The sequence below is a fragment of the Pseudomonas sp. JS425 genome (assembly GCF_018223845.1).
Lineage (GTDB): Bacteria > Pseudomonadota > Gammaproteobacteria > Pseudomonadales > Pseudomonadaceae > Aquipseudomonas > Aquipseudomonas asiatica.
This window is the reverse complement of record NZ_CP073661.1, coordinates 2,438,203-2,462,409: the sequence shown is the minus strand read 5'-3', so window position 1 is coordinate 2,462,409 and position 24,207 is coordinate 2,438,203. Positions and strand designations below refer to the sequence as shown.

Annotated in this window: 10 protein-coding genes; 7 read left to right on the top strand and 3 right to left on the bottom strand. The window is 64.3% G+C overall.

Annotation, left to right across the window (positions count from 1 at the left end; genetic code table 11):
• Positions 1-12 precede the first annotated feature (12 nt).
• On the bottom strand, positions 13-10,770 hold the full coding sequence (locus tag KDB76_RS11270; RefSeq protein ID WP_038409306.1) for a peroxidase family protein: 10,758 nt from the start codon (positions 10,768-10,770) through the stop codon (positions 13-15).
• Between the two features lie 544 nt (positions 10,771-11,314).
• Here KDB76_RS11270 and KDB76_RS11265 point away from each other — a divergent pair.
• The 6 genes from KDB76_RS11265 (at position 11,315) to KDB76_RS11240 (ending at position 18,757) form a co-directional block, all read left to right on the top strand.
• Entirely contained in the window at positions 11,315-13,051 is a 1,737-nt protein-coding gene (locus KDB76_RS11265) for a type I secretion system permease/ATPase (RefSeq protein WP_024086777.1), read from the top strand.
• A gap of 6 nt (positions 13,052-13,057) precedes the next feature.
• Positions 13,058-14,398, top strand: a complete 1,341-nt coding sequence (locus tag KDB76_RS11260; protein ID WP_038409305.1) for an HlyD family type I secretion periplasmic adaptor subunit — start codon at positions 13,058-13,060, stop codon at positions 14,396-14,398.
• A gap of 1 nt (position 14,399) precedes the next feature.
• Positions 14,400-15,728, top strand: coding sequence for a TolC family outer membrane protein (locus KDB76_RS11255; protein WP_038409303.1), 1,329 nt, complete (start codon positions 14,400-14,402; stop codon positions 15,726-15,728).
• Between the two features lie 90 nt (positions 15,729-15,818).
• A complete protein-coding gene (locus KDB76_RS11250; RefSeq protein WP_031325771.1) occupies positions 15,819-16,682 on the top strand; it encodes a sensor domain-containing diguanylate cyclase in 864 nt (287 codons plus the stop codon).
• A gap of 17 nt (positions 16,683-16,699) precedes the next feature.
• Positions 16,700-18,061 (top strand): chromate efflux transporter, encoded by a 1,362-nt coding sequence (gene chrA / locus KDB76_RS11245; protein ID WP_013972061.1) that lies wholly within the window; start codon positions 16,700-16,702, stop codon positions 18,059-18,061.
• Between the two features lie 27 nt (positions 18,062-18,088).
• The gene (locus KDB76_RS11240) at positions 18,089-18,757 is read left to right on the top strand and encodes a methyltransferase domain-containing protein (RefSeq protein ID WP_038409300.1); all 669 of its coding nucleotides are present in this window, start codon (positions 18,089-18,091) and stop codon (positions 18,755-18,757) included.
• Positions 18,758-18,901: 144 nt separating this feature from the next.
• On the opposite strand, the gene quiC is transcribed toward KDB76_RS11240, so the two are convergent.
• Complete coding sequence (gene quiC, locus KDB76_RS11235) at positions 18,902-20,809, bottom strand: 3-dehydroshikimate dehydratase QuiC (protein ID WP_038409298.1); 1,908 nt, start codon at positions 20,807-20,809, stop codon at positions 18,902-18,904.
• Between the two features lie 290 nt (positions 20,810-21,099).
• Here quiC and KDB76_RS11230 point away from each other — a divergent pair, with 290 nt between their 5' ends.
• Positions 21,100-22,473, top strand: a complete 1,374-nt coding sequence (locus KDB76_RS11230) for an MFS transporter (protein ID WP_013972058.1) — start codon at positions 21,100-21,102, stop codon at positions 22,471-22,473.
• Positions 22,474-22,747: 274 nt separating this feature from the next.
• Here the strand turns inward: KDB76_RS11230 and KDB76_RS11225 are convergent, their stop codons facing one another.
• Complete coding sequence (locus tag KDB76_RS11225; protein WP_038409297.1) at positions 22,748-24,160, bottom strand: DOPA decarboxylase; 1,413 nt, start codon at positions 24,158-24,160, stop codon at positions 22,748-22,750.
• Positions 24,161-24,207 lie beyond the last annotated feature (47 nt).

Genomic DNA, 24,207 nt, shown 5'->3' with positions numbered 1-24,207 from the left:
CCTCCCAGGCCCTCAACCTGCCAGGTTGAAGTCCGCTACGGTCACCGTGGTTGCATCCGCCACCCCCACCAGGCGGATGGAGTCGGTAGCACCGATGCTGACCAGCGTGTCATTGCCGACATCGGCGATGGTGACGTTGGCGGCAAAGGTGGCCGCGGTAATGTTGAGGGCAGAGATATCCAGCCGGTCCTGGCCACCCTGCGGGACTGCGTCGAAGTTGATGATCAGGTCATTGCCGAAGCCGGCAGCGAACTGGAAGACATCATTGCCATCGGTGGCCATCATCGTGTCGTTGCCGGCACCGCCCACGACGGTATCGTTACCCGCCGCACCGTTGAGGAAGTCATTGCCGGCACCGCCCTGCAAGGTGTCATTGCCAACGTCACCAAACAGCGTGTCGTTGCCATCGCCACCCTGCAGCACATCGACGCCGTTGCCGCCGTCAAGGTTGTCATCGCCGGCACCACCCTGCAGGTTATCGTTGCCGGCGTCCCCGAACAGCGAGTCGTTACCGGCGCCGCCGTCGAGGGTGTCGTTGCCAGCGCCACCGTTCAGGGTGTCGCTGCCCAGGCCACCGAGCAACTGGTCGTTGCCGCCATCGCCGTTGAGGGTGTCGTTACCCGCCGCGCCGGTAATGATGTTCGCCAAGCCATTGCCGGTACCGGTGAAGTTGCCCGCCCCGATGTAGGTCAGGTTCTCGACGTTGGCACCCAGCGTGTAGCTGGCCGCCGTGGCACGCACGGTATCCGTACCACCAGCCGTAGCCTCGACCACTACATCCCCGGCGTTGTCCACCACATAGGTGTCGTCGCCCAGGCCACCGACCAGGCGGTCGATACCGGCACCGCCATCGAGCAGGTCATTGCCAGCACCACCGGTGATGGTGTTGGCCAGCGTGTTGCCGGTACCCGTGAAGTTGCCTGCCCCGGTAAAGGTCAGGTTTTCGACGTTGGCACCCAGGGTGTAGCTGGCAAGGGTGGTCTGCACCAGGTCGACACCGCCGTTCAGCGCCTCGCTCACGGTATCGCCGAGGTTGTCGACCACGAAGGTATCGTTGCCTGCACCGCCAACCATGGCATCCGCACCAAGCCCGCCGTTGAGGGTGTCGTTGCCGGCACCGCCGTCGAGGCTGTCGGGGTCGTTACCCCCGTTGAGGATGTCGTTACCATCACCGCCGAACAGTTGGTCGGCGCCGCCAAGGCCGTTGAGCACATCGTTGCCGCCCAGCCCCGAGAGCGTGTCATTGCCCGCACCACCGGTCAGGGTGTTGGCCCCGGCAGTACCGACCAGCACCACGCCTGCCGGCGGCACCACCGCCGCAGTCGCTGCCGAGGTCAGCGATTCCAGGGTGCCGAAGGCGTCGGTGTAGCTCACGACCACCCGCAACTGCCGGTTACCCTGTTCGAAGCCCGGAGTGAAGGTTGCAGCAGTGGCACCCGCGATGTTGCTGAAGGTGCCGCCAATGTTCTGCTGCCACTGGAAGCTGAACGCGCCCAGCCCATCCAGGTCGGCGATACTGCCGGTGAGCGCGGTCAGCGTCTGGCCCTGGTCTGGCGTGGTGTCGCTGATCAGCACGGCACCAGTGGGCGCATCGTTGACGTTGGCCACCGGGTCGAGGATGTCGGAGGCAATGCTTTCCTGCACACCGAAGTCATCCACGTAGCTGACCACCACCCGCATGTTCTGCCCCACCTGGTTCTGGGTAAGGAGGAAGGTGCTGTTGATGGCGCCAGCAATGTCGACCCAGCCGGTACCCCGGTTGGACTGCCACTGGAAGGTGAACCGCGGGTTGCTCAGGCCGTCGGCATCGACAATGGTTGCCGGGTTGGCGGTGAGCGTCTGGTTCTGCACCAGCAGCCCGGTCACGGTAGGCCCGGCAGTCGGCGCGTTGTTCGGCGCCGAATCGACGATTTCCAGCGTGCCCTTGGTGTCCTGGTACACCGCGCGTACGCGGATGTTCAGCCCCGCCACATCGTCCGTGACCCGGTAGGTGGTACCGACAGCTCGCGAAACCTCGCCGGCAGCAACGAAGGTGATGTCTTCATAGACCCCCGAACCTGGCAGGGTCTCTACTTGCCAGTAGTACGCCACCGGGCCGGTGATCGCACCGGTCAGGTTGGTTGCGCTGACATTGTCCGCGTCATGTACCGCCAGCGGGGTAACCCGCAGCAGCTGGCCGCTTACCGGTGTGTCGTCACGCACGCCGGTGGCAGCGTCAAGGATCACCAGGCTGCCGGTGGGGCCGGCGTTGACGGCGGTACCCACACCGGAAGCTTGCGAGCTATCCGAGAACTGCAGGCGCTCGATGCCGGTCAGGCGGTCGACACCATCACGCCCGGCCACCGAGTCGGTGACGATCACCGAGTTGCCATCGACTACCACGCTGTAGTCGCTGGCCACCCCCGAGTACACCGCCGTGTCGTAGCTGTCGGTGCCGTTGAGGATTTCGCGAACGATCACCAGCTGGCCCGGGTTGTAGGTGCCATTGAGCATCAGCGGCACCATCGGCTCCATGCTGTCGTAGCTGGCGATTTCCGGGCCAGTGCCGTCGCTGTTGGCGCGCACGCTGATGCGCACGTTCAGCCACTTGTCACCGTCGAGGATATCGTCGCCGCCGCGGCCTTCGATCAGGTCGCTACCACTGCCACCGAGGATGATGTTGCCACCATCGTAGAACGTTGCACCGGCGGCCAGCAGGCTGGACAGGCCGTTGATCAGGCTGATGTTGGTCAGTACGCTGCCGTTGGCGCCATTGGTCGGCAAGGTGGCAGAGGTTTCGCTGTCACCACGCAGGAAGTCGCCATGAGCCGACCCCGACAGGCCTTCCATGATGTCGAAGCGCACCAGCGCAGACGCGCCCGAACCCGGCACCGGCGGCACATTGAAGAAGCGGTCGCTGAAGTCGGCAGTCACGCCCTGGGCCAGGCCCTTGAAGGTTGCCCAGTCGTAGCCGGAACCACCGATGTAGCGGTCACCGAAGCCCAGGCTGCCGACCATGATGTCGTCACCGCCTTCACCGTTGAACTTGTCGTTCTCGTTGCCACCGATGAACACGTCGTTGCCGATGATCGGGTCGTTGCCGAGCGGGTCGAAGTTGTCGCCAGGCGCACCGTCCGAGGTGCCCTTCTCGATCCAGTCGTCACCTTCGTTGCCCATGTCCTGCTCGTTGGCCTTGCTGCCCAGGATGAAGTCGTTGCCCTGGCCGCCAATGGCTTCGGAGGCGTCCTCACCGGTAACGATGAAGTCGTTGCCGAAACCGCCGATGATCAGGTTGATGCCATTACCGCCGTGCAGCACATCGTTGCCGTCGCCACCCTGGATGTTGTCGTCACCACCCATGTCGCTGATGATGTCGTCGCCGGCACCACCACGCAGTTGGTCGTTGCCGTCGCCACCCTCGATGCGGTCGTTGCCGCCATCGCCCCAGACAGTGTCGTCACCCTCGCTGGAAACCAGGATGTCGTCACCGTTGGTGCCACCCAGCACGATATGCTGGTCACCGGCATAGCGGATGTAGTTGGTGTCCGGGCCTACTGTCAGCGGGCTGTCGCGGAACACCACCTGCTCGCCGTTTTCGCCCAGTGGGTCGGCATTGCCCAAGCCTTCGTTGAACTGCTTGCTCTGGTCCACTTCCAGGTAGAAGCCAACGTCGGAGAACACCAGGCCCGGCAGGTGGGTGGCCGAGGTGTTGGCCATGATCAGTTTGGCGAACGAGTTGCTTTCCAGCTCGGCGTTCATCGACAGGCCGGCGGTGCGCTCCAGGTAGTAGAAGCGGTCGCCGTCCTGCAGTTTCTCCATCTGGTTTTCGAACACGAAGTTGAACGTGGTGCCCAGCATGCCGCCGAACGGGGTTTTCGCCTCCGCCAGGCCACCGATCCACAGGTCGATGGCATCGACCCCGGTCACGGTGACCGCCCGCAGGTCATCGACGGTGCCGAGCACGCCATCCTTGCCAGGGAGCGTGACATTGGCATACGCACCGGTGCTGTTGAGGAAGTCCAGGCGATCGGCTGGAGCGCCGTCGCCGCCGAACACCAGGGCCATGGCCGCCGCGCGTTTCTCCAGCAACGTGGTGGCCCCGGTGATGGTGCTGTGGGTGCCGTAGGCGGCGATGAAGTTGATCAACGACTCCGGATGCTTCAGGTGCTGTACCAGGTCGACCCAGCTGGTGTACGGCTTGAGCTGGGTATCGCCGGTTTGCGCGTAGATATCACGCCGTACTGCGTTCAGCGAAGGGATACCGACGTCGCGGCCCCGAGCGATGTTGATCGCCGGCAGGTCCAGCGGCAGGCCGAGCAGGTTGTTGCGCAGCGCCTCGGTGACGAACTCATCGATTTCGTTACCGGCCTGGCGGGTTACCCCGCGCACGATGGCGCTGGTGGCATCCTCGGGGGTGACGCCACTGGCGGCATACGCCAGCGGGTTGAGGAACGCCGCGATCAGGCCCAGTTGCTGGTCGGGGTTGGCGCTGGCCGGGTCGCTGATGACGGTGAAGTCGACGTCGAAGCGGTCGACGGTTTCGGTCAGCATCGAGTGGCCGAAGCGGTACACGGTGTGGGCGAATTCGGCCACGATCGACGCATCGAGGTCGACGTCATACACCTGGGTCGGGGCGAAGAACAAGTCGACCCGCGGCTGCACGGTACGGGCGAACTCCTCGAACACCAGGTGCTGGTACTGCATCTCGGTACCGAACTTGGCGGCCTGGAACAGCCGCTCGCCATTCCACACCAGTGCATCGATCTCGGCCTGGTTGGCCGGCAGCGCGCTCAACGGGTTGAGCAGCCACTCGTTGATGAAGGCCAGGTCACCCGAGTCGAGCACGGTGTCCATGGTCTGCGCCACCAGCCGGTTGTGCTCCGAGTGGAAGATCGCATGCACGGCGGTCAGGCCGATGTTCTCGTTGACCCTGCCGTCGCCGGCAATGTAGTGCGCATCGAGCAGCTCGTTGTCGTAGGCCAGGTTGGCGCCAGTCTGCGGGTTCACCGGCACGGCGTTGCCGACATCGGTATCAGCATCAGGCACCAGCACGCCATTGCTGAACACCGGCACGGCATTGTGGGCGATGTCGGCAAGGAACTGGTGACCGGTGCGCACGGCGTTGGTCAGGCTGATCGGCGCCAGCGGGTTGCCCTCGACCTGCTGGTCGTCGGCCGTGCCGGCAATGCCGTCGGCACCTTTCATGATCACCATCGGGAAGCCGTTGGGCCCCTTGATGAAGTTGCCGTAGGCATCGGTCGCCAGCAGCGGCACGTTGTCTACATCGGCATCGGTCAGGTTGATGCCCAGTACGTCACGGGCCTGGGCCTTGACCACCTTCCAGGTCGCCATGCCACCAATTTCGGTGTCGTCGGCGGTACCGTAGCGGCCGTCGGCGCCCAGGTCCCGGTTGGTGATCAACCGGCCGGTGGCAATAGGCCCGTCGTCAGTCAGCACATAGCCGCGCAGGAACACCTGGTGCGAGGGGTGCGAGCTGTAGGTCTGGTTCTGGTCCACGAACGGCGAGGTGGTATTGGTGTGCTCGTGGATGTCGTCGGCCGTGCCAAGCACGCCGTCCGGCCCAGGCTGGTTGGTCGCACGTGTCACCACCATGAAGTTGGTGAAACCGCCCTCCACGTACAGCGGGTCATCCGGTTGCAGCGGGATGTAGATGGTGCCCGAGCCCCCCTTGGTGACCAGGTCCAGGCCATGGTCGAAGAACTGCCCGAAGAAGGTCATCCAGGCGTTGAACGGCGCGGACAGGCCGGCATCGGCGGCGGTGTTCTCGAACAGGTAAACGTCGTGATCGTCGTCGGTGCCGAACTGGCCGTCCAGGCCCGGGCTGGCGACGATGCGCACGCCGTCCTTGAGCACGTCGTCATTGCCCTCGACGCCGAAGTTGAGCACGCCGTCCGCACCCGGATCATACGCGGTGGCATAGGCCGCCGGGTTGTTGGAGGTCTGGTCGACGATCAGGTTACTGATGGTGCGCGGCTGCGAGTCGAATACCGGGCCACTGGTCTGCTGGTACGACGAGCCCGGAATGGCCGGCGAGCCAGGGCCGAAGAAGCCGGCCGGTGCACCTTCGGCCGGGTTGAACACCGGGTCGGTCACGCGCGGGAAGACGTTATCGGCCGCACCGAACTCGGTGTTGTTGATGCCGTTGAGGTTCATCAGGTTGTTGTTCGAACCATCCACCGCCCGCAGGCCGAGTGGCGCACGGATGTTGGGCAGCAGCGAGAGGATGTCTGCCCCGTTGGCGTCGGCCTCGGCAATCTTGATTTGCTCGAGGATGAAGTTGAGGTCGGAGCGCACCATGTGCAGCCCGGCACCGCCTGCCGTGGCATCCACCACCGGCGTGGCTGGCGTCGGTACCACAGGCGCGCCCGGTTGCACCACGGTGGTGGGCTGGGAGAACAGCACTTCGGTGGTGCCATGGGCGTCCTGGTAGATCGCCTTGACCCGCAACGACAACCCGGCCAGGTCCGGCGACACCTTGAACGTGGTGCCGTCGGCGCTCTGGAACGCCAGGTCGCCTGCCGGCAGCAGGATGATGTCTTCGAACACACCGCTGCCCGGGGTGGCCTCGAACTGCCAGTAGTACGACACCGAACGGTCAGCGAGCGTGCCAAGCGGGTTGCCGGCGCTGATGTTGTCGGCATCCCGCACGCCGGCCACGTTTACCGTAAGGAGGTCACCCACGGTAATCGCGCCGCCGTTGTTATCAGTAACGGTCGGGCTGCCGACAGGCTGCGCATTCAGCCCTTCCACCAGCACCCGCTGGCTGTCTGCGAACTGCAGGCGCTCGATGTGCAGCAGGGTATCGACGCCATCGCGGCCGGCCACGTTGTCGGTCACCGTCCAGACGTCATCGGAAGTGTCCAGCGTACCTTTGGTGTTCTGCGTCACCGTGTACTCGCTCTGCACCCCCGAAAACACCGCCGTGTCGAACGCCGCCCCACCCGTCGAGGTGCCGGGCAGGATTTCCCGCACGGCCTTGAGCTGGCCAGGGTTGTAGGTACGGTCGAGCATGAACGGAATCATGTCGACCATGCTGTCGAAGCTGGCGATTTCAGGGCCGGTGTGGTTGACGTCTCCCGGCGCGTACACGGCGATGCGCACGTTGAGCCACTTGTCGCCGTCGATCAGGTCATCACCGCCACGGCCTTCGATCAGGTCGCTGCCGTTGCCGCCGAGCATGATGTTACCGGTGGCAAAGCCGGTGGTCGGCAACCCGGCATCGGCCAGGAACTGCTGCAGGCCACGGATCAGCGCCACGTTGGTCAGCGCACTACCGGTAGCACCACCATGGTTGAGGATGGTCACGGCATCGACATTATCGCCCTTGAGCACATCGGCGAAGTTCGAACCGGACACGCCCTCGACCTCGGCGAAGCGGTCGAGGATGGAGGCCGGCGAGGCGCCGACCGGGTTGAAAATACCGGTGTTCTGGTTCGGTGCGTTGCCATGAGGCTGAGCCAGGGCGGCCAGGGTCAGGTCGACGGTGACGCCGACCTGGTCATTCTTGTTGGTAACCCAGTCGAAACCGGACATGCCATCCATCTTGTCCTGGGCATCGCTGCCGACAAAGATGTCATCGCCGCCCTCGCCTATCATTTCGTCGAAGCCGCCACCACCGACGAAGATGTCGTTGCCGACCACTTCGTCACCCAGCAGCGGCGCAAAGTTGTCGCCGGGCGCACCGTCCTGGGTGCCCTTCTCGATCCAGTCGTCACCCTCGTTGCCGGTCGGTGGCAGGTTGGTCTTGGCGCCGAGAATGAAGTCGTCGCCCTGGCCGCCGAAGGTGGTGCTGATGTCTTCGGTGGTGATGATGAAGTCCTGGCCGTTGCCGCCCAGGATCAGGTTGCCGGCCGCCAGCATGCTGCCGGCAACGATGACGTCGTTGCCATCGTTGCCTTCCAGGCGGTTGTCGCCGAAGGAGTCGGTGATGATGTCATCACCGGCACCGCCCAGCACCGCATCGTTGCCCGCACCGCCTTCCAGGGTGTCATTGCCGGCGTCGCCGTAGAGGGTATCGTCGCCCTCACTGGAAATGATGATGTCGTTGCCAGCGGTGCCGCCCAGCACCACGTGGTCTTTGCCGGTGTAATGCAAGAAGTTGGTGTCGGTGCCCACGGTATCGGGGTTGTCGCGAATCACCTGCGACACCACTTCGACACCGTTGATCATGATGCCGCCCGTCGGGTCGGCCCGGCCGTCGGCGCCCAGGCCGGTGAACTGCTTGGTCTGGTCCACTTCCAGGGTGAAGGTGGGCGTGAGGAACACGGTGTTGGACAGGTGGGTGACATCGGAGTTGAGCATGATCAGCTTGGCGAAGGAGTTGTTCTCCAGTTCGGTGCCGAAGTTCATGCCCGCCGTACGCGACAGGTAGTAGAACCGATCGCCGTTCTGCAGGGCTTCCAGCTGGGTTTCGAAGACGAAGTTGAAGCTGGAGCCGAGCATGCCGCCGAACGGCATTTTCTTCTCGGCCAGGCCGCCGACCCAGAAGTCGATGGCATCGACACCGGTCACGGTCACCCCGGTGATGTCATCGGCGGTGCCGGCGATGCCGTCGGCACCGGCCAGTGTCACGTTGGCATAGGCGCCGGTGCCGTTGAGGAAGTCCAGGCGGTCTGCTGGCGCGCCGTCACCGCCAAGCACCAGCGCCACGGCAGCGGCGCGCTTGGCCGCTTCGGTGTCCGCCCCGGTGATGGTGGCGTGGGTACCGTAGGCGGCGATGAAGTTGATCAGCGACGCCGGGTGCTTGAGGTGGTCGGCAAAGTCGGCCCAGCTGATGTAGGGCTTGAGCTGGCTGTCGCCAGTCATGGCGTAGAACTCGCGGCGCGCCTCGTTCAGGGTGGGGATGCCGGTGTCACGGCCACGCGCGATGTTCAGCGCAGGCAGGTCCAGCGGCAGGCCGAGCAGGTTGTTGCGCAGCGCTTCGGTGACGAACTCGTCGATTTCGTTGCCCAACTGGCGGGTGACACCGCGGATGATCGCACCGGCCGCTTCATCGGCAGTGGCGCCACTGCCGGCGAATGCCAGCGGGTTGAGGAAGGCAGCGATCAGGCCCAGCTGCGGGTCGTCATTCACCGTGGCGAACGTCGGGTCGTAGCGGTCGACGGTTTCGGTCAGCATCGAGTGGCCGAAGCGGTAAACCACGTGGGCGAACTCGGCGAGGATGGCCGGGTCGATCGAGGTGTCATAGCCGTTGGGGGCGAGAAACTCGTCGATCTGCGGCTGAATGGTGCGGGCGAACTCCTCGAACACCAGGTGCTGGTACTGCATTTCGGTGCCGAATTTGGCAGCCTGGAACAGCCGCTCGCCGTCCCATACCAGCGCGGCGATTTCGGCGGGCGTGGTGGGGATGGCAGCGACATCATCGATCAGCCACTGGTTGAGAAACGCCAGGTCGCCGGCGGCCAGCAGGGTGTCCTTGGTCTGCTGCACCAGGCGGTTGTGCTCGGAGTGGAACACGTGGTGCACGGCGGTCAGGCCGATGTTCTCGTTCACCCGGCCGTCGCCGGCGATGTAGTGGGCGTCGAGCAGTTCGTTGTCATAGGTCAGGTTATTGCCGCCAGGCCCGGTTGGCTGCGCGTTGCCTACGGCAATATCGGCGTCGGCCTGCAGCACACCGTTCACGATCACCGGCGCGGCGTTGTGGGCGATGTCGTCAAGGAAGCCATGCCCGGTGCTCACGGCATTGGCCAGGCTGATAGGCGCGTCGCGGTTGCCTTCGACCAGCGTGGTGACGTCGTCGGCGGTACCGGCAATGCCGTCGGCACCATTGTTCACGCGCATCACCACCTGTGGCATGCCGTTGGGCCCACGCAGGAAGTTGCCGTAGGGGTCGGTGGCCAGCAGTGGCACGCTGTGCACATCGGCGTCGGTCAGGTTGATACCCAGCAGGTCGCGGGCCTGGGCCTTGACCACTGCCCAGGTGGCCATGCCACCGCTTTCACCATTGCCATCGTCGGCGGTGCCGAAGCGGCCATCGGCGCCCAGGTCACGGTTGGTGATCAACCGCCCGGTGGCTACCGGGTCGCCTGCGGCATTGAGCGTGTATTCACGCAGGAACACCTGGTGCGAGGGGTGCGAGCTGTAGGTCTGGCTCTGGTCGACGAACGGCGAGGTAGTGTTGGTCTGGCCATCGTCGGCAGTACCCACCACACCATCGGCGCCTGCAGTACGCACCGCGCGCGGCAGCACCATGAAGTTGGTCGGGCTACCTTCGACGTACAGCGGGTCGTCCGGCTGCAGCGGGATGAACACGACGTCGGTGCTGCTCTTGGTGACCAGGTCCAGGCCGTGGTCGAAGAACTGGCCGAAGAAGGTCATCCAGGCGTTGAAGCCGGCGGTCAGGCCGACGTCGGGCGACACGTTGGGGATGAAGAACACCTCCGTGTCGTCAGCGGTGCCGAATACCCCGTCGATGCCGGGGCTGATCACCGGGGCGGCGCCGCCATTGGCTTCGACCGCTGCCGGGTTGTTCGCCGTCTGGTCGACGATCAGGTTGCTGATGGTGCGTGGTTGCGAGTCGATGACCGTGCCGGTGCCGGCATAGTCGCCGGTGAAGGATGGGCTGAGCAGGCGCAGGAACGAATTGTCGGCGGCGCCGAACTCGCTCTGCCCGGTCACCAGGTTGTTGTAGCTGCCGTCCACGGTACGCAGGCCGAACGGCACCTGGCTGTTGGGCAGCAGGTCGATCAGGCTGGCGCCATCGGCATGCGCTTCGGCGATGAAGATCTGCTGAAGGATGAACTCCAGGTCCGACTTGCTGAAATCTGCCATTTCAATTGCCCTCGATCTGTCGGGAGATGACTCAGGGCAACAGGGTCCTTCCCGCGCCCAGTCAATGTGACGTGCGCAGTTCTGATTCTGGGTTCTGGGGCAGTTGGGCACTACGGTGCTGCGTTATCGCCACTGGCCTCATCGCCGGTTAGCCGGCTCCCACAGGAATGGCGGGAACCTTGTAAATGGTGCGATACAGGTAGGCACCGCACACACATCGACCCCAGCTCGCACAGGGTCCGAATACATCAGACTAAAGTCGTAGAAGAAAACCTTGTCAATATCCCGTCAAAAATTCACGCAACGCTGACAGCGCTATACAACTTACTGTTTTCACGGCACTTATGAAAAGTTCAAAGATTTTATAGAGCAAAAAGATATTACCGAGTGTTTTACTGCAACCTACGCTCCAGCATGTGGGAGCAGCGCAGCGTTTTGGACCATTCGCCCTCAGAGCGACCCGCCTGCGAGCCGACCAGAAGCCACAACTACCGCTGTACGGGCCGCCGCAAGGGCTTCCCGTTTGTGATAAAGGGAGGCCCCGATGCACAAGCCACCACGCACTCGTTCCGAGCTGGCCGACGTGCTGTTCCGCCTGCGCCGCAGCTTTTTTGCCCTGGCCGCCTTCAGCGGCGTCATTAACGTCATGATGTTGACGCCAGCTATTTATATGTTGCAGGTGTACGACCGCGCCCTGGTCAGCCGCAACGTCACCACCCTGACCATGCTCACCTTGCTGGTGATCGGCCTGTTCATGCTGATGTCGGCCCTGGAGATGGTCCGCACCCGCGTACTGATCCGGGTCGGCAACTTCCTCGACATGGATCTGAACCGACGCATCTTCAGCGCTGCCTTCGAACGCAACCTGAGCCGCGCCGGCGGCAACCCGGCCCAGGCCTTGCAGGACCTGACCCAGGTACGGCAGTTTCTCACCGGCAACGGCCTGTTCGCCTTCTTCGATGCCCCGTGGACGCCGATCTACCTGCTGGTCTGCTACCTGATCCACCCACTGCTGGGGCTGGTGACGTTGATCGGTTCGCTGATCCTGGTGGGCCTGGCCTACCTAACCGAGAAGGCCACGCAAAAACCCTTGGCCGAGGCCAACCAGGCGGCACTGTCCTCGGCCAGCTACGCCAACAACAACCTGCGCAACGCCGAAGTGATCGAAGCCATGGGCATGCTGCCAGCGATCGGCAAGCGCTGGTTTCAGGGCCATTTGCGCATCCTGCAGATGCAGACCCTGGCCTCCGACCGCGCGGCGATCATCAGTAGCACCGGGCGCTTCGTGCGCATTACCTTGCAATCGGTGATCCTCGGTGCCGGCGCACTGCTGGCGATCGAAGGCAAGATCACCCCCGGCATGATGATTGCCTGCTCGATCCTCACCGGCCGCGCCCTGGCCCCGGTAGAACAGGTGATCGCCGCGTGGAAGCAACTACAAGGCAGCCGTTCCGCCTGGGGCCGGCTCAACGACCTGCTGCACGACTACCCGCAGCGGCCACCAAGCATGTCGCTGCAACGGCCAATGGGCATGCTGGCCGTGGAAAACGTGGTCGCCGGTGCTCCCGGCACCAGCAACAGCATCGTGCGCGGGGTCAGCTTCAGCCTGGTCCCGGGTGAAAGCCTGGGCATCATCGGCCCGTCGGCTTCGGGCAAATCCACCCTCGCCCGCCTGCTGGTAGGCGTGTGGCCGACCCAGGCCGGCAAGGTGCGCCTGGACGGCGCCGACATCTTCACCTGGAACAAGGCTGAACTTGGCCCGTGGCTCGGTTACCTGCCACAGGACGTGGAGTTGTTCGAGGGCACCATCGCCGAAAACATCGCACGCTTTGCCGAAGTGGACAGCGAAGCAGTGATCCGCGCCGCCCGCAGCAGCGGTGTGCACGACATGATCCTGCGCTTCCCGCAGGGCTACGACACCCGACTGGCAGCCGACGGCAGCCCGCTGTCCGGTGGCCAGAAGCAACGCATCGCCCTGGCCCGCGCGTTGTATGGCGAGCCGAACCTGGTGGTGCTGGACGAGCCCAACGCCAACCTCGATGACGTTGGCGAAAAGGCCCTGGTCGATGCGCTGGCCGAACTCAAGGCACGCGGGGCCACGGTAATCCTGATTTCCCACCGGCCCAATGTGCTGTGCGCGGTCGACAAGGTGCTGATGCTGCGTGACGGTGCCGTGCACATGCTCGGCAGCCGCGACGAAGTGTTCGCGGCGCTGCGCAAGGCCAGCGTGATCCCGACGGCGACCGCTGCGCCGCTGGCGTCGGTAAAAGTACGGGAGTGACCGATCATGCAGATGACCCAACACACCGAGTTGATTCCCGCCGAGGCTCGCAACGAGATCGACCTGGACATTCATCGGCCGGCACGCTGGGGCGTGTGGCTGGTCGCCGCCGGCTTTGGCGGTTTCCTGCTGTGGTCGGGCCTGGCGCCGCTGGATGCCGGTGTGGTCGCCACCGGTACCGTCAAGGTCAGCAGCAACCGCAAGGCCGTGCAGCACCTGACCGGTGGCACGGTCGAGGCGATCCTGGTGCGTGAAGGCGATGTTGTGAAGAAAGGCCAGGAGGTGGTACGCCTGGACGCCCTGCGCGCGGTGGCCGAACAGGGTGCGGTCAGTGCCCAGTACATCGTCAGCAAGACCGTGGAGAACCGCCTGGAAGCCGAGCGCGATGGCCGCGACCAGGTCACCTTCGACCCTGCCCTGCTCAAGCACTACGGCGGCGACCCGCGCCTGCTGGCAGCCATGGACCTGCAACAGCGCCTGCTGGACACCCGCCGCGCGGGCCTGGCCGGCGAACTGAGCATCCTCGAGGAAAACCTGGCTGCCACGGCGGTGCAGCTCAAGGGCCTGCAGCAGGTGTACGGCGCCCGCGCCTCGCAGATCGGCTTCCTCAACCAGGAACTGCAAGGCACACGCGTGCTGGCCGCCGAAGGCTATGTACCACGCAACCGCCTGCTGGAGCTGGAGCGCAACAATGCCGACCTGTCCGCCGGTCAGGCCGAAAACCTCAACAACATTGCCCGGGCGCGCAGCCAGGCCACCGAGATCAAGCTGCGCATCCTGCAACGCCAGCACGACTACCTCAAGGAAGTGGAATCACAGCTGACCGATACCGCCAAGGAGAACACCACCCTGGCCGACCGCCTGCGCGCGCTGGACTACGAAGTGACCCATACGGTGATCCGCTCGCCGATCGACGGCATGGTCCAGGCCCTGAGCATCGCCACGGTAGGCGGCATCATCCAGCCAGCGGCCAAGATCATGGAGGTGGTGCCGCTGGACCAGCCATTGCAGGTGGACGCGATGATCCCGGTACAGGCCATCGACAAGATGGTGCCGGGCCTGGACGTGGACCTGGCCTTCCCGGCCTTCAACCATGCGAAGACGCCGAATATCCCGGGGCGGGTCAAGACCATCTCTGCCGACCGCCTGATGGACGAAGAAAGCAAGCAGCCGTACTACCTGGCCCAGGTGGAAGTGACGCAGGACGGCATGGCCCTGCTGGGCAGCAACCATATCCGCCCCGGGATGCCGGCCACCGTCACCATCAAGACCGGCGAGCGCAACCTGCTCAGCTACCTGCTCAAGCCGATGCTCGAACGCGTGGACGCCTCGTTCAAGGAGCAATGACATGAATCGCCCGTGCCTGATGTTGTGCCTGTTGGGGTTGTCTGTACAGGCCAGTGCCATGGACCTGAAGCAAGCCTGGGACCTGCTGCAATACCAGGGCCCGATCTACCGCGCCGCGGTGCACGAGAAAGAAGCCGGCAGCGAAAACCGCGCCATCGGCCAGGCCGGCCTGCTGCCGCAGATCAACGCTGTGGGTTACTTCAACAAGGTCAATGGCAGCCAGCGTCAGAGTGGACGGGACAACGACCTGGACTATGACTCCAAGGGCGCCAACGTGCGTTTGCGTCAACCGCTGTTCAACAAGCAGAAGATGGCCGAATACCATCAGGGCCAGCAACGTGCCGACTACAGCGTGGCGGTGTTCGATGCCAAGACCCAGGACGCTGCGGTGCGCCTGGCCGACGCCTACTTCGACGTGCTGCTGGCCAGCGAAACCATCACCCTGGCCAAGGCCAAGCTAAATGCCTTCGAAGAGCAGCTGGCGTCGGCAAAGCGGCGCATGGAGCTGGGCGCCGGCACCATCACCGACATCGACGAGTCGATAGCCCGTCGCGACCTGGCCGAGGCCGACCTGATCGAGGCCCAGGACAACCTGGTCAACGCCCGCCGCAAGCTGGAGGAATACATTGGTGAAACGCCGGAGTCGCTGACCACCTTGCAGCCGGGCTTCAACACACCGCCGCTGATGCCGGGCAACCTGCAGGACTGGCTGGTCAAGGCCCAGGCCGACAGCCCGTTGATCCATGCGCGCCGGCACAACTACGAGCTGGCCGAAGAAGAAGTGAAACGCGCCCGCGCCGGGCACTGGCCGACCCTGGATTTCGTGGCGGGCTATACCGCCGGCAGCAGCCAGTCGATCTCCGAACTGAACCAGCGCAACCACTACAGCTCGATCGGGCTGGAGCTGAACATTCCGCTATACAGCGGCGGCAGCACCAGCGCCCTCACCCGCCAGGCCAGCGCCAACAGTTCCAAGGCACTGGATGAACTGGATGCCACACGCCAGGAAGTGATCTCCGACACCACCCGCGAGTACCGCGGCGTACAGAGTGGCGCCTTGCGCATCCAGGCGCTGGAAAAGGCCGTGGCATCCAACGAACGCTCGCTGCGTTCGGCCCGCAAGGGCTTCAGGGAGGGCGGCACCAGCACCAACTCGGATGTGCTCAATGCCGAGGAATTGCTTTTTGACGCCCGGCATGACCTGTTCGAGGCGAAGCTGAACTACCTGATGTCGCGGCTGCGCCTGGCATCGTCGGTGGGCAGCCTGGGAGATGACGATATCCAGCAGATCAACGATTACCTCGGGCCGGAACTGGTAGTAAGCAACTGACTATCGGCGGCCCGCTCCCACAGCGGCGCCTACCGCATTTTGTTCCATTTCAGGCTATGATCGGTGACCCCGCCGCGGACGCCATGCCCCATGCCCGTAGACCTGCAAGCGTTATACCCCAGGCTGATCCACCTGATGCTGGACACGGTGTTCGTGGTCGACAGGGGCAACCAGATCATTTTCGTCAGCGATGCCTGCGAGGCGCTGCTGGGCTACCAGGCCTGCGAGCTGATCGGCACCCCGATCACCGACTACATGCACCCTGACGACCTGGCGATTACCCGCGCGTCGATCGTACGGGTGATGAACGGCCAACCCCATTACGATTTCCGTAACCGCTACATCCGCAAGGATGGAAGTATCGTGCATATCCTGTGGTCGGCCTCCTGGTCCGATGAGGCCAATGCCCGCATTGGTGTAGCGCGGGATATCACCGCCCAACACCAGGCCGAGGAAGAATTGCGTTTCCTGGCCCACCATGACCCGCTGACTCGCCTGGCCAACCGGGCCATGTTCAATGAGCGGCTGGGCACCGCACTTGTCGCGGCCCGGCACCACAACCACCCGCTGGCGTTGCTGTTCATCGATATCAATGACTTCAAGGATATCAACGACAACCACGGCCACAGCGTGGGTGACCGGGTGCTGTGCATTCTGGCGCGGCGCCTGGAAGGTTGCGTTGGGGCGACCGATACAGTGGCGCGGATGGGCGGTGACGAGTTCACCGTGCTGTTGACCGACTACGCCTCGCCAGAGGCCATTGCCGAGCAGGTGGCACGCATTTTGGCAGCCATGGCCGAGCCACTCGGCGCCGAGTTTGCAGGCATCGGAGCGCCGTCCTGCAGCATTGGCGTGGCCCGTTTCCCCGAAGACGGCAATGATGCCGACATGCTGCTGCGCCATGCTGATGGCGATATGTACCGGATCAAGCGACAGCGCGCTGCGGCCAGCTGAATACCAAAGGGAAGAAAATGACGGAACACCTGCAAGGCGCCGCCGAGCAAACGCGTGGCCACATCAGCCGGATCGAGGCCTTGCTGTTCTGGCTGAAGCTGGGTTTCATCAGCTTCGGCGGCCCGGCGGGGCAGATAGCGATCATGCATCAGGAACTGGTGGAGCGGCGCCGCTGGATCAGCGAGCGGCGCTTTCTGCATGCCCTCAACTACTGCATGCTGCTGCCTGGCCCCGAGGCCCAGCAACTGGCCACCTACATTGGCTGGCTGATGCACCGCACTTGGGGCGGGGTGATTGCCGGCACCCTGTTCGTACTGCCGTCGCTGTTCATCCTGATCGGCCTGTCGTGGGTCTATCTGGCCTGGGGCGAAGTGCCGGTGGTGGCTGGTATTTTCTACGGGATCAAGCCGGCCGTGACTGCGATCGTCGTGCATGCCGCACATCGCATTGGCACGCGCGCCCTGAAAAACGGCTGGTTGTGGGCCATTGCCGCGGCCTCGTTCGTGGCCATTTTCGCGCTCGACGTTCCCTTCCCGCTGATCGTGCTGGCAGCCGCGCTGCTAGGCCATGTCGGCGGTCGGCTGCTACCGGGGCAGTTCGCGCCTGGTGGTGGCCACGGCGCAACCAGGGCCAGCCAGGGCCCGGCCGTGATCGACGACGACACACCGGCGCCAGAGCACACCCGCTTCAGCTGGGGGCGGCTGCTGGGCCTGCTGCTGGTGGGTGCCGCGCTGTGGCTGCTGCCCATGGGTGTACTGATGGCTACCTTTGGCTGGCAAGGCACCTTAACGCAAATGGGCTGGTTCTTCACCAAGGCGGCATTGCTGACCTTCGGCGGCGCCTACGCGGTGCTGCCCTACGTCTACCAGGGGGCCGTCGGCCATTACGGCTGGCTGTCGCCGACGCAGATGATCGATGGCCTGGCGTTGGGGGAAACCACCCCCGGGCCGCTGATCATGGTGGTGGCCTTCGTCGGCTTCGTCGGTGGTTACCTGCACCCCATGTTCGGCACCGACCAGGCGTTCATGGCCGGCGCGGTAGCGGCGAGCCTGGTGACCTGGTTCACCTTCCTGCCCTCGTTCCTGTTCATCCTGGCCGGTGGCCCGCTGGTGGAATCGACCCACAACGAACTCAAATTCACCGCCCCGCTGACCGGGATAACCGCGGCGGTAGTGGGCGTGATCCTCAACCTCGCGCTGTTCTTCGGCTACCACGTATTGTGGCCGGCCGGTTTCGACGGGCGGTTCGACTGGCCTTCGGCGCTGATTGCGCTGGCGGCGGCGGTGGCGCTGTTCCGTTACAAGCGTGGGGTGATCCAGGTGTTGATAGCCTGTGCCCTGGCGGGGCTTGCCACCCATTTGTTGACCGGGGCACAGTGAAGCATCGCCCGCCCAACGGAGATGAACATGCGCAACCCTGAAGACGCCTTGCTCGACAGCTGGCAGCACAACGCCCAGGCCTGGATCGATGCGGTGCGCAGCGGCAGTATCGAGAGCCGTCGCCAGGTTACCGACCAGGCCATCCTGCTGGCCATTCTTGGCCGCCAGCCCGAACGGGTGCTCGACCTGGGCTGTGGTGAAGGTTGGCTGCTGCGCGCGCTGGGCGACCGGGGTGTCGAGGCGGTAGGTGTGGACGGTGACCGGGCGCTGGTGGATGCCGCGCGTGCTGCGGGTTCCGCCGAGGTACACCTGGCCAGCTATGCCCAGCTGGCCGCTGCGCAGGCCTATGTTGGCAAGGACTATGACCTGATCTGTGCCAACTTCGCCCTGTTGCAGCAGGACATCATCCCGCTGCTGGCGGCGATGAATGCGTTGCTGGCGCCCGGCGGTGCGCTGGTGATCCAGACCCTGCACCCGTGGAGCGTGGCGGATGGCGATTACCAGGATGGCTGGCGGGAAGAGTCGTTTGCCGGGTTCGGCGGGGATTGGCAGGTGATGCCGTGGTACTTCCGCACCCTGGCCAGCTGGCTGAGCGCGCTGGACATGGCGGGGTTGCGGCTGGTCAGCCTGCAGGAGCCACAGCACCCCCAGAGTGCGCTGCCACAGTCGCTGCTGTTGGTGGCCGAACGCCCTTGAAGCATACGCGGTCGGTGTAGGAGCGGCCTTGTGTCGCGACGGGCTGCAAGGCGGCCCCAGGATTTCAGCAGCACCGCATGAATCCTGGGGCCGCCTTGCAGCCCATCGCGACACAAGGCCGCTCCTACAGGGACCGCGCCGGGCTCAGAGGACCGGCTTGCGCGCCGCCCCGCTGCGGGCCTTGGCCATGGCCGCCAGGCGCACCGCAACGTTGGCCGCACCGTAACCGGCATACCCCCCCTTGCGCTGGATGATCTCGAAGAAGAAACGCTCTTCGAACGGCTCGGTATACACGTGGAACAGCTCGCCGCCCTGGGCATCGCGGTCGTACAGCACGTTGTAGTAGGCCAGTTCGCTGAGGAACTCGTCGTCGAAATCGAAACGCGCCGCCAGGTCGTCGTAGTAGTTCAACGGGATCTCCAGCAACGGCACCCCGGCCAGTTTGGCCCGCGCCACTTCGCGGAAGATGTCGTCGCAATCGAACGCGATGTGGTGCACGCCCGAACCACGGTAACTGGACAGCGCATGGGCGATGGCGGTGTTGCGGTTTTCCGAGATGTTCAGCGGCAGGCGCAGGGTGCCGCATTGGCTACGCAGCGCGCGGCTCTTGACCAGGCCGTACGGGTCCGGCAGCACTACTTCGTCATCGGCTTCGAAATCGAACAGGCTCTTGTAGAACAGCACCCAGCTGTCCAGCGACTCGGCCGGCAGGGCCAGGGCCATGTGGTCGATACGGCGCAGGCCGCCGGTGGCGGTGGCGTTCTTGTCCAGGCTGAAGTCGGTGTCGTACAGGGTCTGGCCGGCAGTGCCCTGCTCCACCAGGTACAGCAGGCTGCCATCTGGCGCACGTACCGCCGGCACTTCGCACTCGTTGGGCCCGACCAGGCCACGGAATGGCTGGCCACGGAAGGCGGTGGCGCGCTTCAGGGCGGCTTGCTGGTCCTTGACCCGCAGCGCGGTGGCGCACAGCGACGGCCCGTGGGCCTCGAAGAAGTTGTGGCCGAAGGAATAGGGTTCGGCGTTCAGCACAATGTTGATATCGCCCTGGCGCAGCAACTGCACCTCTTTGCTGCGGTGCTTGCCGGCATCGGCAAAGCCCAGGCGCTTCAGCCAGCTGCCCAGGCGCGCGCCGACGGCTTCGTCGACCGCAAATTCGAGGAACTCTACGCCGTCATAGGCACTGGCCGCCGGTGGGGTGAACAGCACGCCGGGCTCGATCGAGGTACCTTCCTGCTCCAGGCGCAGGCGGGTGTGCTCTTCGAGATACAGCAGCGAACGCAGGCCGTCGGCGGCATTCTGCCGGGGCGGTGCGGCGCGGAAGCCGTCGTTGAAGATTTCCAGCGACAGCGGCCCGCGGTAGCCGGTGGCAAGGATGGGCGCCAGGAAACCGGCCATGTCCATCTCGCCCTGCCCCGGGAAACAGCGGAAGTGGCGGCTCCACTCCAGCACATCCATGGCCAGGATCGGCGCGTCGGCCATTTGCACGAAGAAGATCTTGTCGCCGGGGATATCGCGGATCGCGCTCGGGTCGCCCTTGAGCGACAAGGTGTGGAAGCTGTCGAGGATCACCCCGAGGGCCGGGTGGTCGGCCTGGCGCACCAGGTTCCAGACCTGCTGGTAGGTATTGACGTGGCGGCCCCAGGCCAGGGCTTCGTAGCCAATGCGCAGGCCGCGTTTGCCAGCGTGCTCGGCCAGCAGGCGCAGGTCGTCGACCAGCAATTGCTCTTCACCCAGGGCATCGGCCTGGACGTTGCTGCACACCAGCACCAGGTCGGTGCCCAGTTCCTGCATCAGGTCGAACTTGCGCTCGGCGCGGTCGAGGTTCTTCTGCAAGCGGTCGCGGCGGCAACCCTCGAAATCGCGGAACGGCTGGAACAGGGTGATGGCAATACCCAGGTCGGCGCACATCTGCCGTACCTGGCGCGGGCTGCCGGCGTAATAGAGCAGGTCGTTTTCGAAGATCTCGACGCCGTCAAAACCGGCGGCGGCGATGGCTTCGAGCTTTTCCGGCAGGGTGCCGCTCAAGGACACGGTAGCGATCGAACGCTGCATGGCGGGAGTTCCTTGTTGTTAGAGGATCAAGGCCAGGGCAGGACCTGGAAAATCAGCGCCACAGTTCCTGGCACGATCGATTATTCGCAGGTAAAGTCGTCGCTTCAATCTCTTTGTACGGAATGGTTAGTTTTGCGTTCGATTATCGAACAAAACCGGTTTTAGCGAATTGCCAGCCCACTGGCCCGTGGTCAACATGAACCACAGACGCAGGCACACCGACCCTCGCCTCCTGCCTTGGCGAATCTCCGGCGGAACCTGTGCAAACAACAATAACAACGGAGACAACGATGGCTCACTCCAGCTCTCAAGCCAAGAAAGCGACTGCCAGTGGATGGATAGGCTCGGCACTCGAATACTACGACTTCTTCATCTACGCCCAGGCTGCTGCGCTGATTTTCCCGCAGATCTTCTTCCCCAACACCGACCCGAAAATGGCCATCATCGCCTCGCTGGCCACCTACGGCGTGGGTTACCTGGCGCGCCCGGTCGGCGCCTTCGTGCTGGGCCACTGGGGTGACACCCGCGGCCGCAAGAACGTACTGCTGCTGTGCATGTTCCTGATGGGCCTGTCGACCATGGCCGTTGGCCTGCTGCCCACCTACCACGACATCGGCCTGCTCGCCCCGGCGTTGCTGGTGGTGCTGCGCCTGGTCCAGGGCTTTGCCGTGGCCGGGGAAATCTCCGGAGCCAGTTCCATGATCATGGAGCACGCACCGTTCGGTCGACGGGGCTACTACGCCAGTTTCACCTTGCAAGGCGTGCAGGCTGGCCAGGTGCTGGCGGCGGCAGTGTTCCTGCCACTGGCCTACTTCATGCCTAGCGAAGCCTTCAACGACTGGGGCTGGCGCATTCCGTTCCTGCTGAGCGCCTTCGTGCTGATCGCCGGCTTCATCATCCGTAAGGAAGTGCACGAAACCCCGGCGTTCGTGAAGGAAGAGAAGCAGGACAAGGTCGCCAAGTCGCCGATCAGCGAGGCCTTCCGCCACAGCTGGAAGCACATGGTGCTGGTGATGTTCATGGCCTTGATGAACGTGATCCCGGTGGTCGCTACCATCTTCGGTGCGGCCTACGCGGTGCAACCGGCCTATGGCATCGGCTTCGACAAGAGCGTGTACCTGTGGATTCCGGTAGTCGGCAACATCGTCGCGGTGCTGGTGATTCCGTTTGTCGGCAACCTGTCCGACAAGATTGGCCGTCGCCCGACCATGATCGCCGGTTGCCTGGGCTCTGGCCTGCTTGCCTTCGTCTACCTGTATGCGATCAGCATCCAGAACGTACCGCTGGCGTTCGCCTCGTCGATCGTGATGTGGGGCATGGTGTACCAGGGTTACAACGCGGTGTTCCCAAGCTTCTACCCAGAGCTGTTCCACACCCGCTACCGTGTTTCGGCCATGGCCATCGCGCAGAACATCGGCACCATGCTGACCGCCATGCTGCCGGCGCTGTTCGCCCTGGTAGCCCCGCCCGGTTCGGACAACATCCCGTTGGTGGTTGGTAGCCTGGCGTTCTTCATCACCTGCGTGTGTGCCCTGGCAGCGTACATCGCCCCGGAAACCCATCGCCTGGCGATGGAAGACCTGGGTAACCCCGATGCCAAGCCGATGGACAAGACCGCGTATGAAGCTAGCCGTAAAGGGAGCTTTCAGGCGGTGAGCAACTGAGATTGCAGGGGGCTGCTCTGCAGCCCTTTCGCCGGCAAGCCAGCTCCTACCTTGACCGCATAGGCTTCAAGCCTTGTGCGGTTCCTGTGGGAGCCCTTTCGCGGGCAAGCCCGCTCCTACCTTGACCGTATAGGCTTCAAGCCTTGTGCGATCCCTGTGGGAGCCCTTTCGCGGGCAAGCCCGCTCCTACAGGTACCGTGTCAGCTTGAGCCTTGATGCGATCCTGTGGGAGCGGGCTTGCCCGCGAATGGGCCGCAACGCGGCCCCGGCAGTTTCAGCCCTTGACCACTTCCTGCAAGCGCGCCCAGAGCTGTTCGACATGCTCCCGCTCGGTCGGCAATGCGCCAATCGACACCCGCACCATCCACCGCCCATCCAGCGTCGCCGGCGTCACATAGGCATCCCCGGACGCATTCAGCCGTTCGGCCCAGCCCTTGGTATGCGCATCCAGCGCCTCCCCTTCCAGCCCCGCCGGCCGATGGCGAATGCACAATGTCTGCAACTGCACCGGCGCCAGCACCTCCCACTCCGCCGCCGCGCCGATCTGCCCGGCCAGCCACTGGGCATTGTCCAGGTCACGCCGCAGCCGCGCCTGCAACGCCTCGACCCCCTCGCTGCGCAGCATGAACCACAGCTTCAACGCACGGAACCGGCGGCCCAGCGGGATACCCCAGTCACGCAGGTTCTTCACCTCGCCGTCCACCGCCGACTGCAGGTAGCTGGGGTTGGTGCTCATGACCCGGATCAGGTGCTGCGGGTCGCGCACGTAGTAGATCGAGCAATCGAAGGCCACGCCCAGCCACTTGTGCGCGTTGACCACCAGCGAATCGGCCAGCTCGATACCGTCCCACATCCAGCGGCATTCCGGCAGGATCATCGCAGAGCCGGCCATGGCCGAGTCCACATGCAGCCACAGGCCATGGGCCTGGGCGATCTCGCCGATCGGCCGCAGTGGGTCGAGGGCCGTGGTGGCGGTGGTGCCGGTGGTCGCGACCACCGCGCAAGGCTGGTTGCCAGCGGCCAAATCCTGCTCGATCGCAACCTGGAGGGCCTCCGGGCGCAGAGCGTAGCGTTCGTCGGTCGGGATCAGGCGTATGTTGTCGCGGCCAAAACCGGCCAGCAATGCGGCTTTGTCCACCGAGCTGTGGGCATGGGCGCTGACATAGACGATCAGCGGCTTGGCCTGGGCTTGCAGGCCGCCGCGTACCAGTGCGTAATCGCTGGCGCGTTCCCGTGCGCAGATCAGCGCCACCAGGGTGCTGGTGGATGCGGTGTCCTGGATCACCCCGCTCCATTGGCCAGACAGGCCGAGCAGCTGACGCAGCCAGTCGAGGGTGGTTTCCTCCAGCTCGCTCAGGGCCGGGCTGGACTGCCAGGAAAGGCCCAGCACGCCCAGGCCAGTGCTGAGGAAGTCACCGAGGACCGACGAAAGGGTGCCATTGGAGGGGAAGTAGCCGTAGAAGTCCGGGTGCTGCCAATGGGACAGGCCGGGCATGACCAACTGGTTGACGTCGTCGAGGATCGCTGCGAAAGGTTCGCCTTGCCGGGGGGCCTGAGCGGGCAAGGCGGCCTTGAGATAGCCGGGCTCGACCTGGGCCATGACCGGGCGCTCGCCGACGGTTTGGCGGTAGTCGGCGATCAGGTCGATCAGTTGGTGGCCGTATTGGCGGAATTGTTCGGGGGTCACCTGGGGTCTCCTGTGGGGTTTTTCGCTGCCTGTGCTGGCCTCTTCGC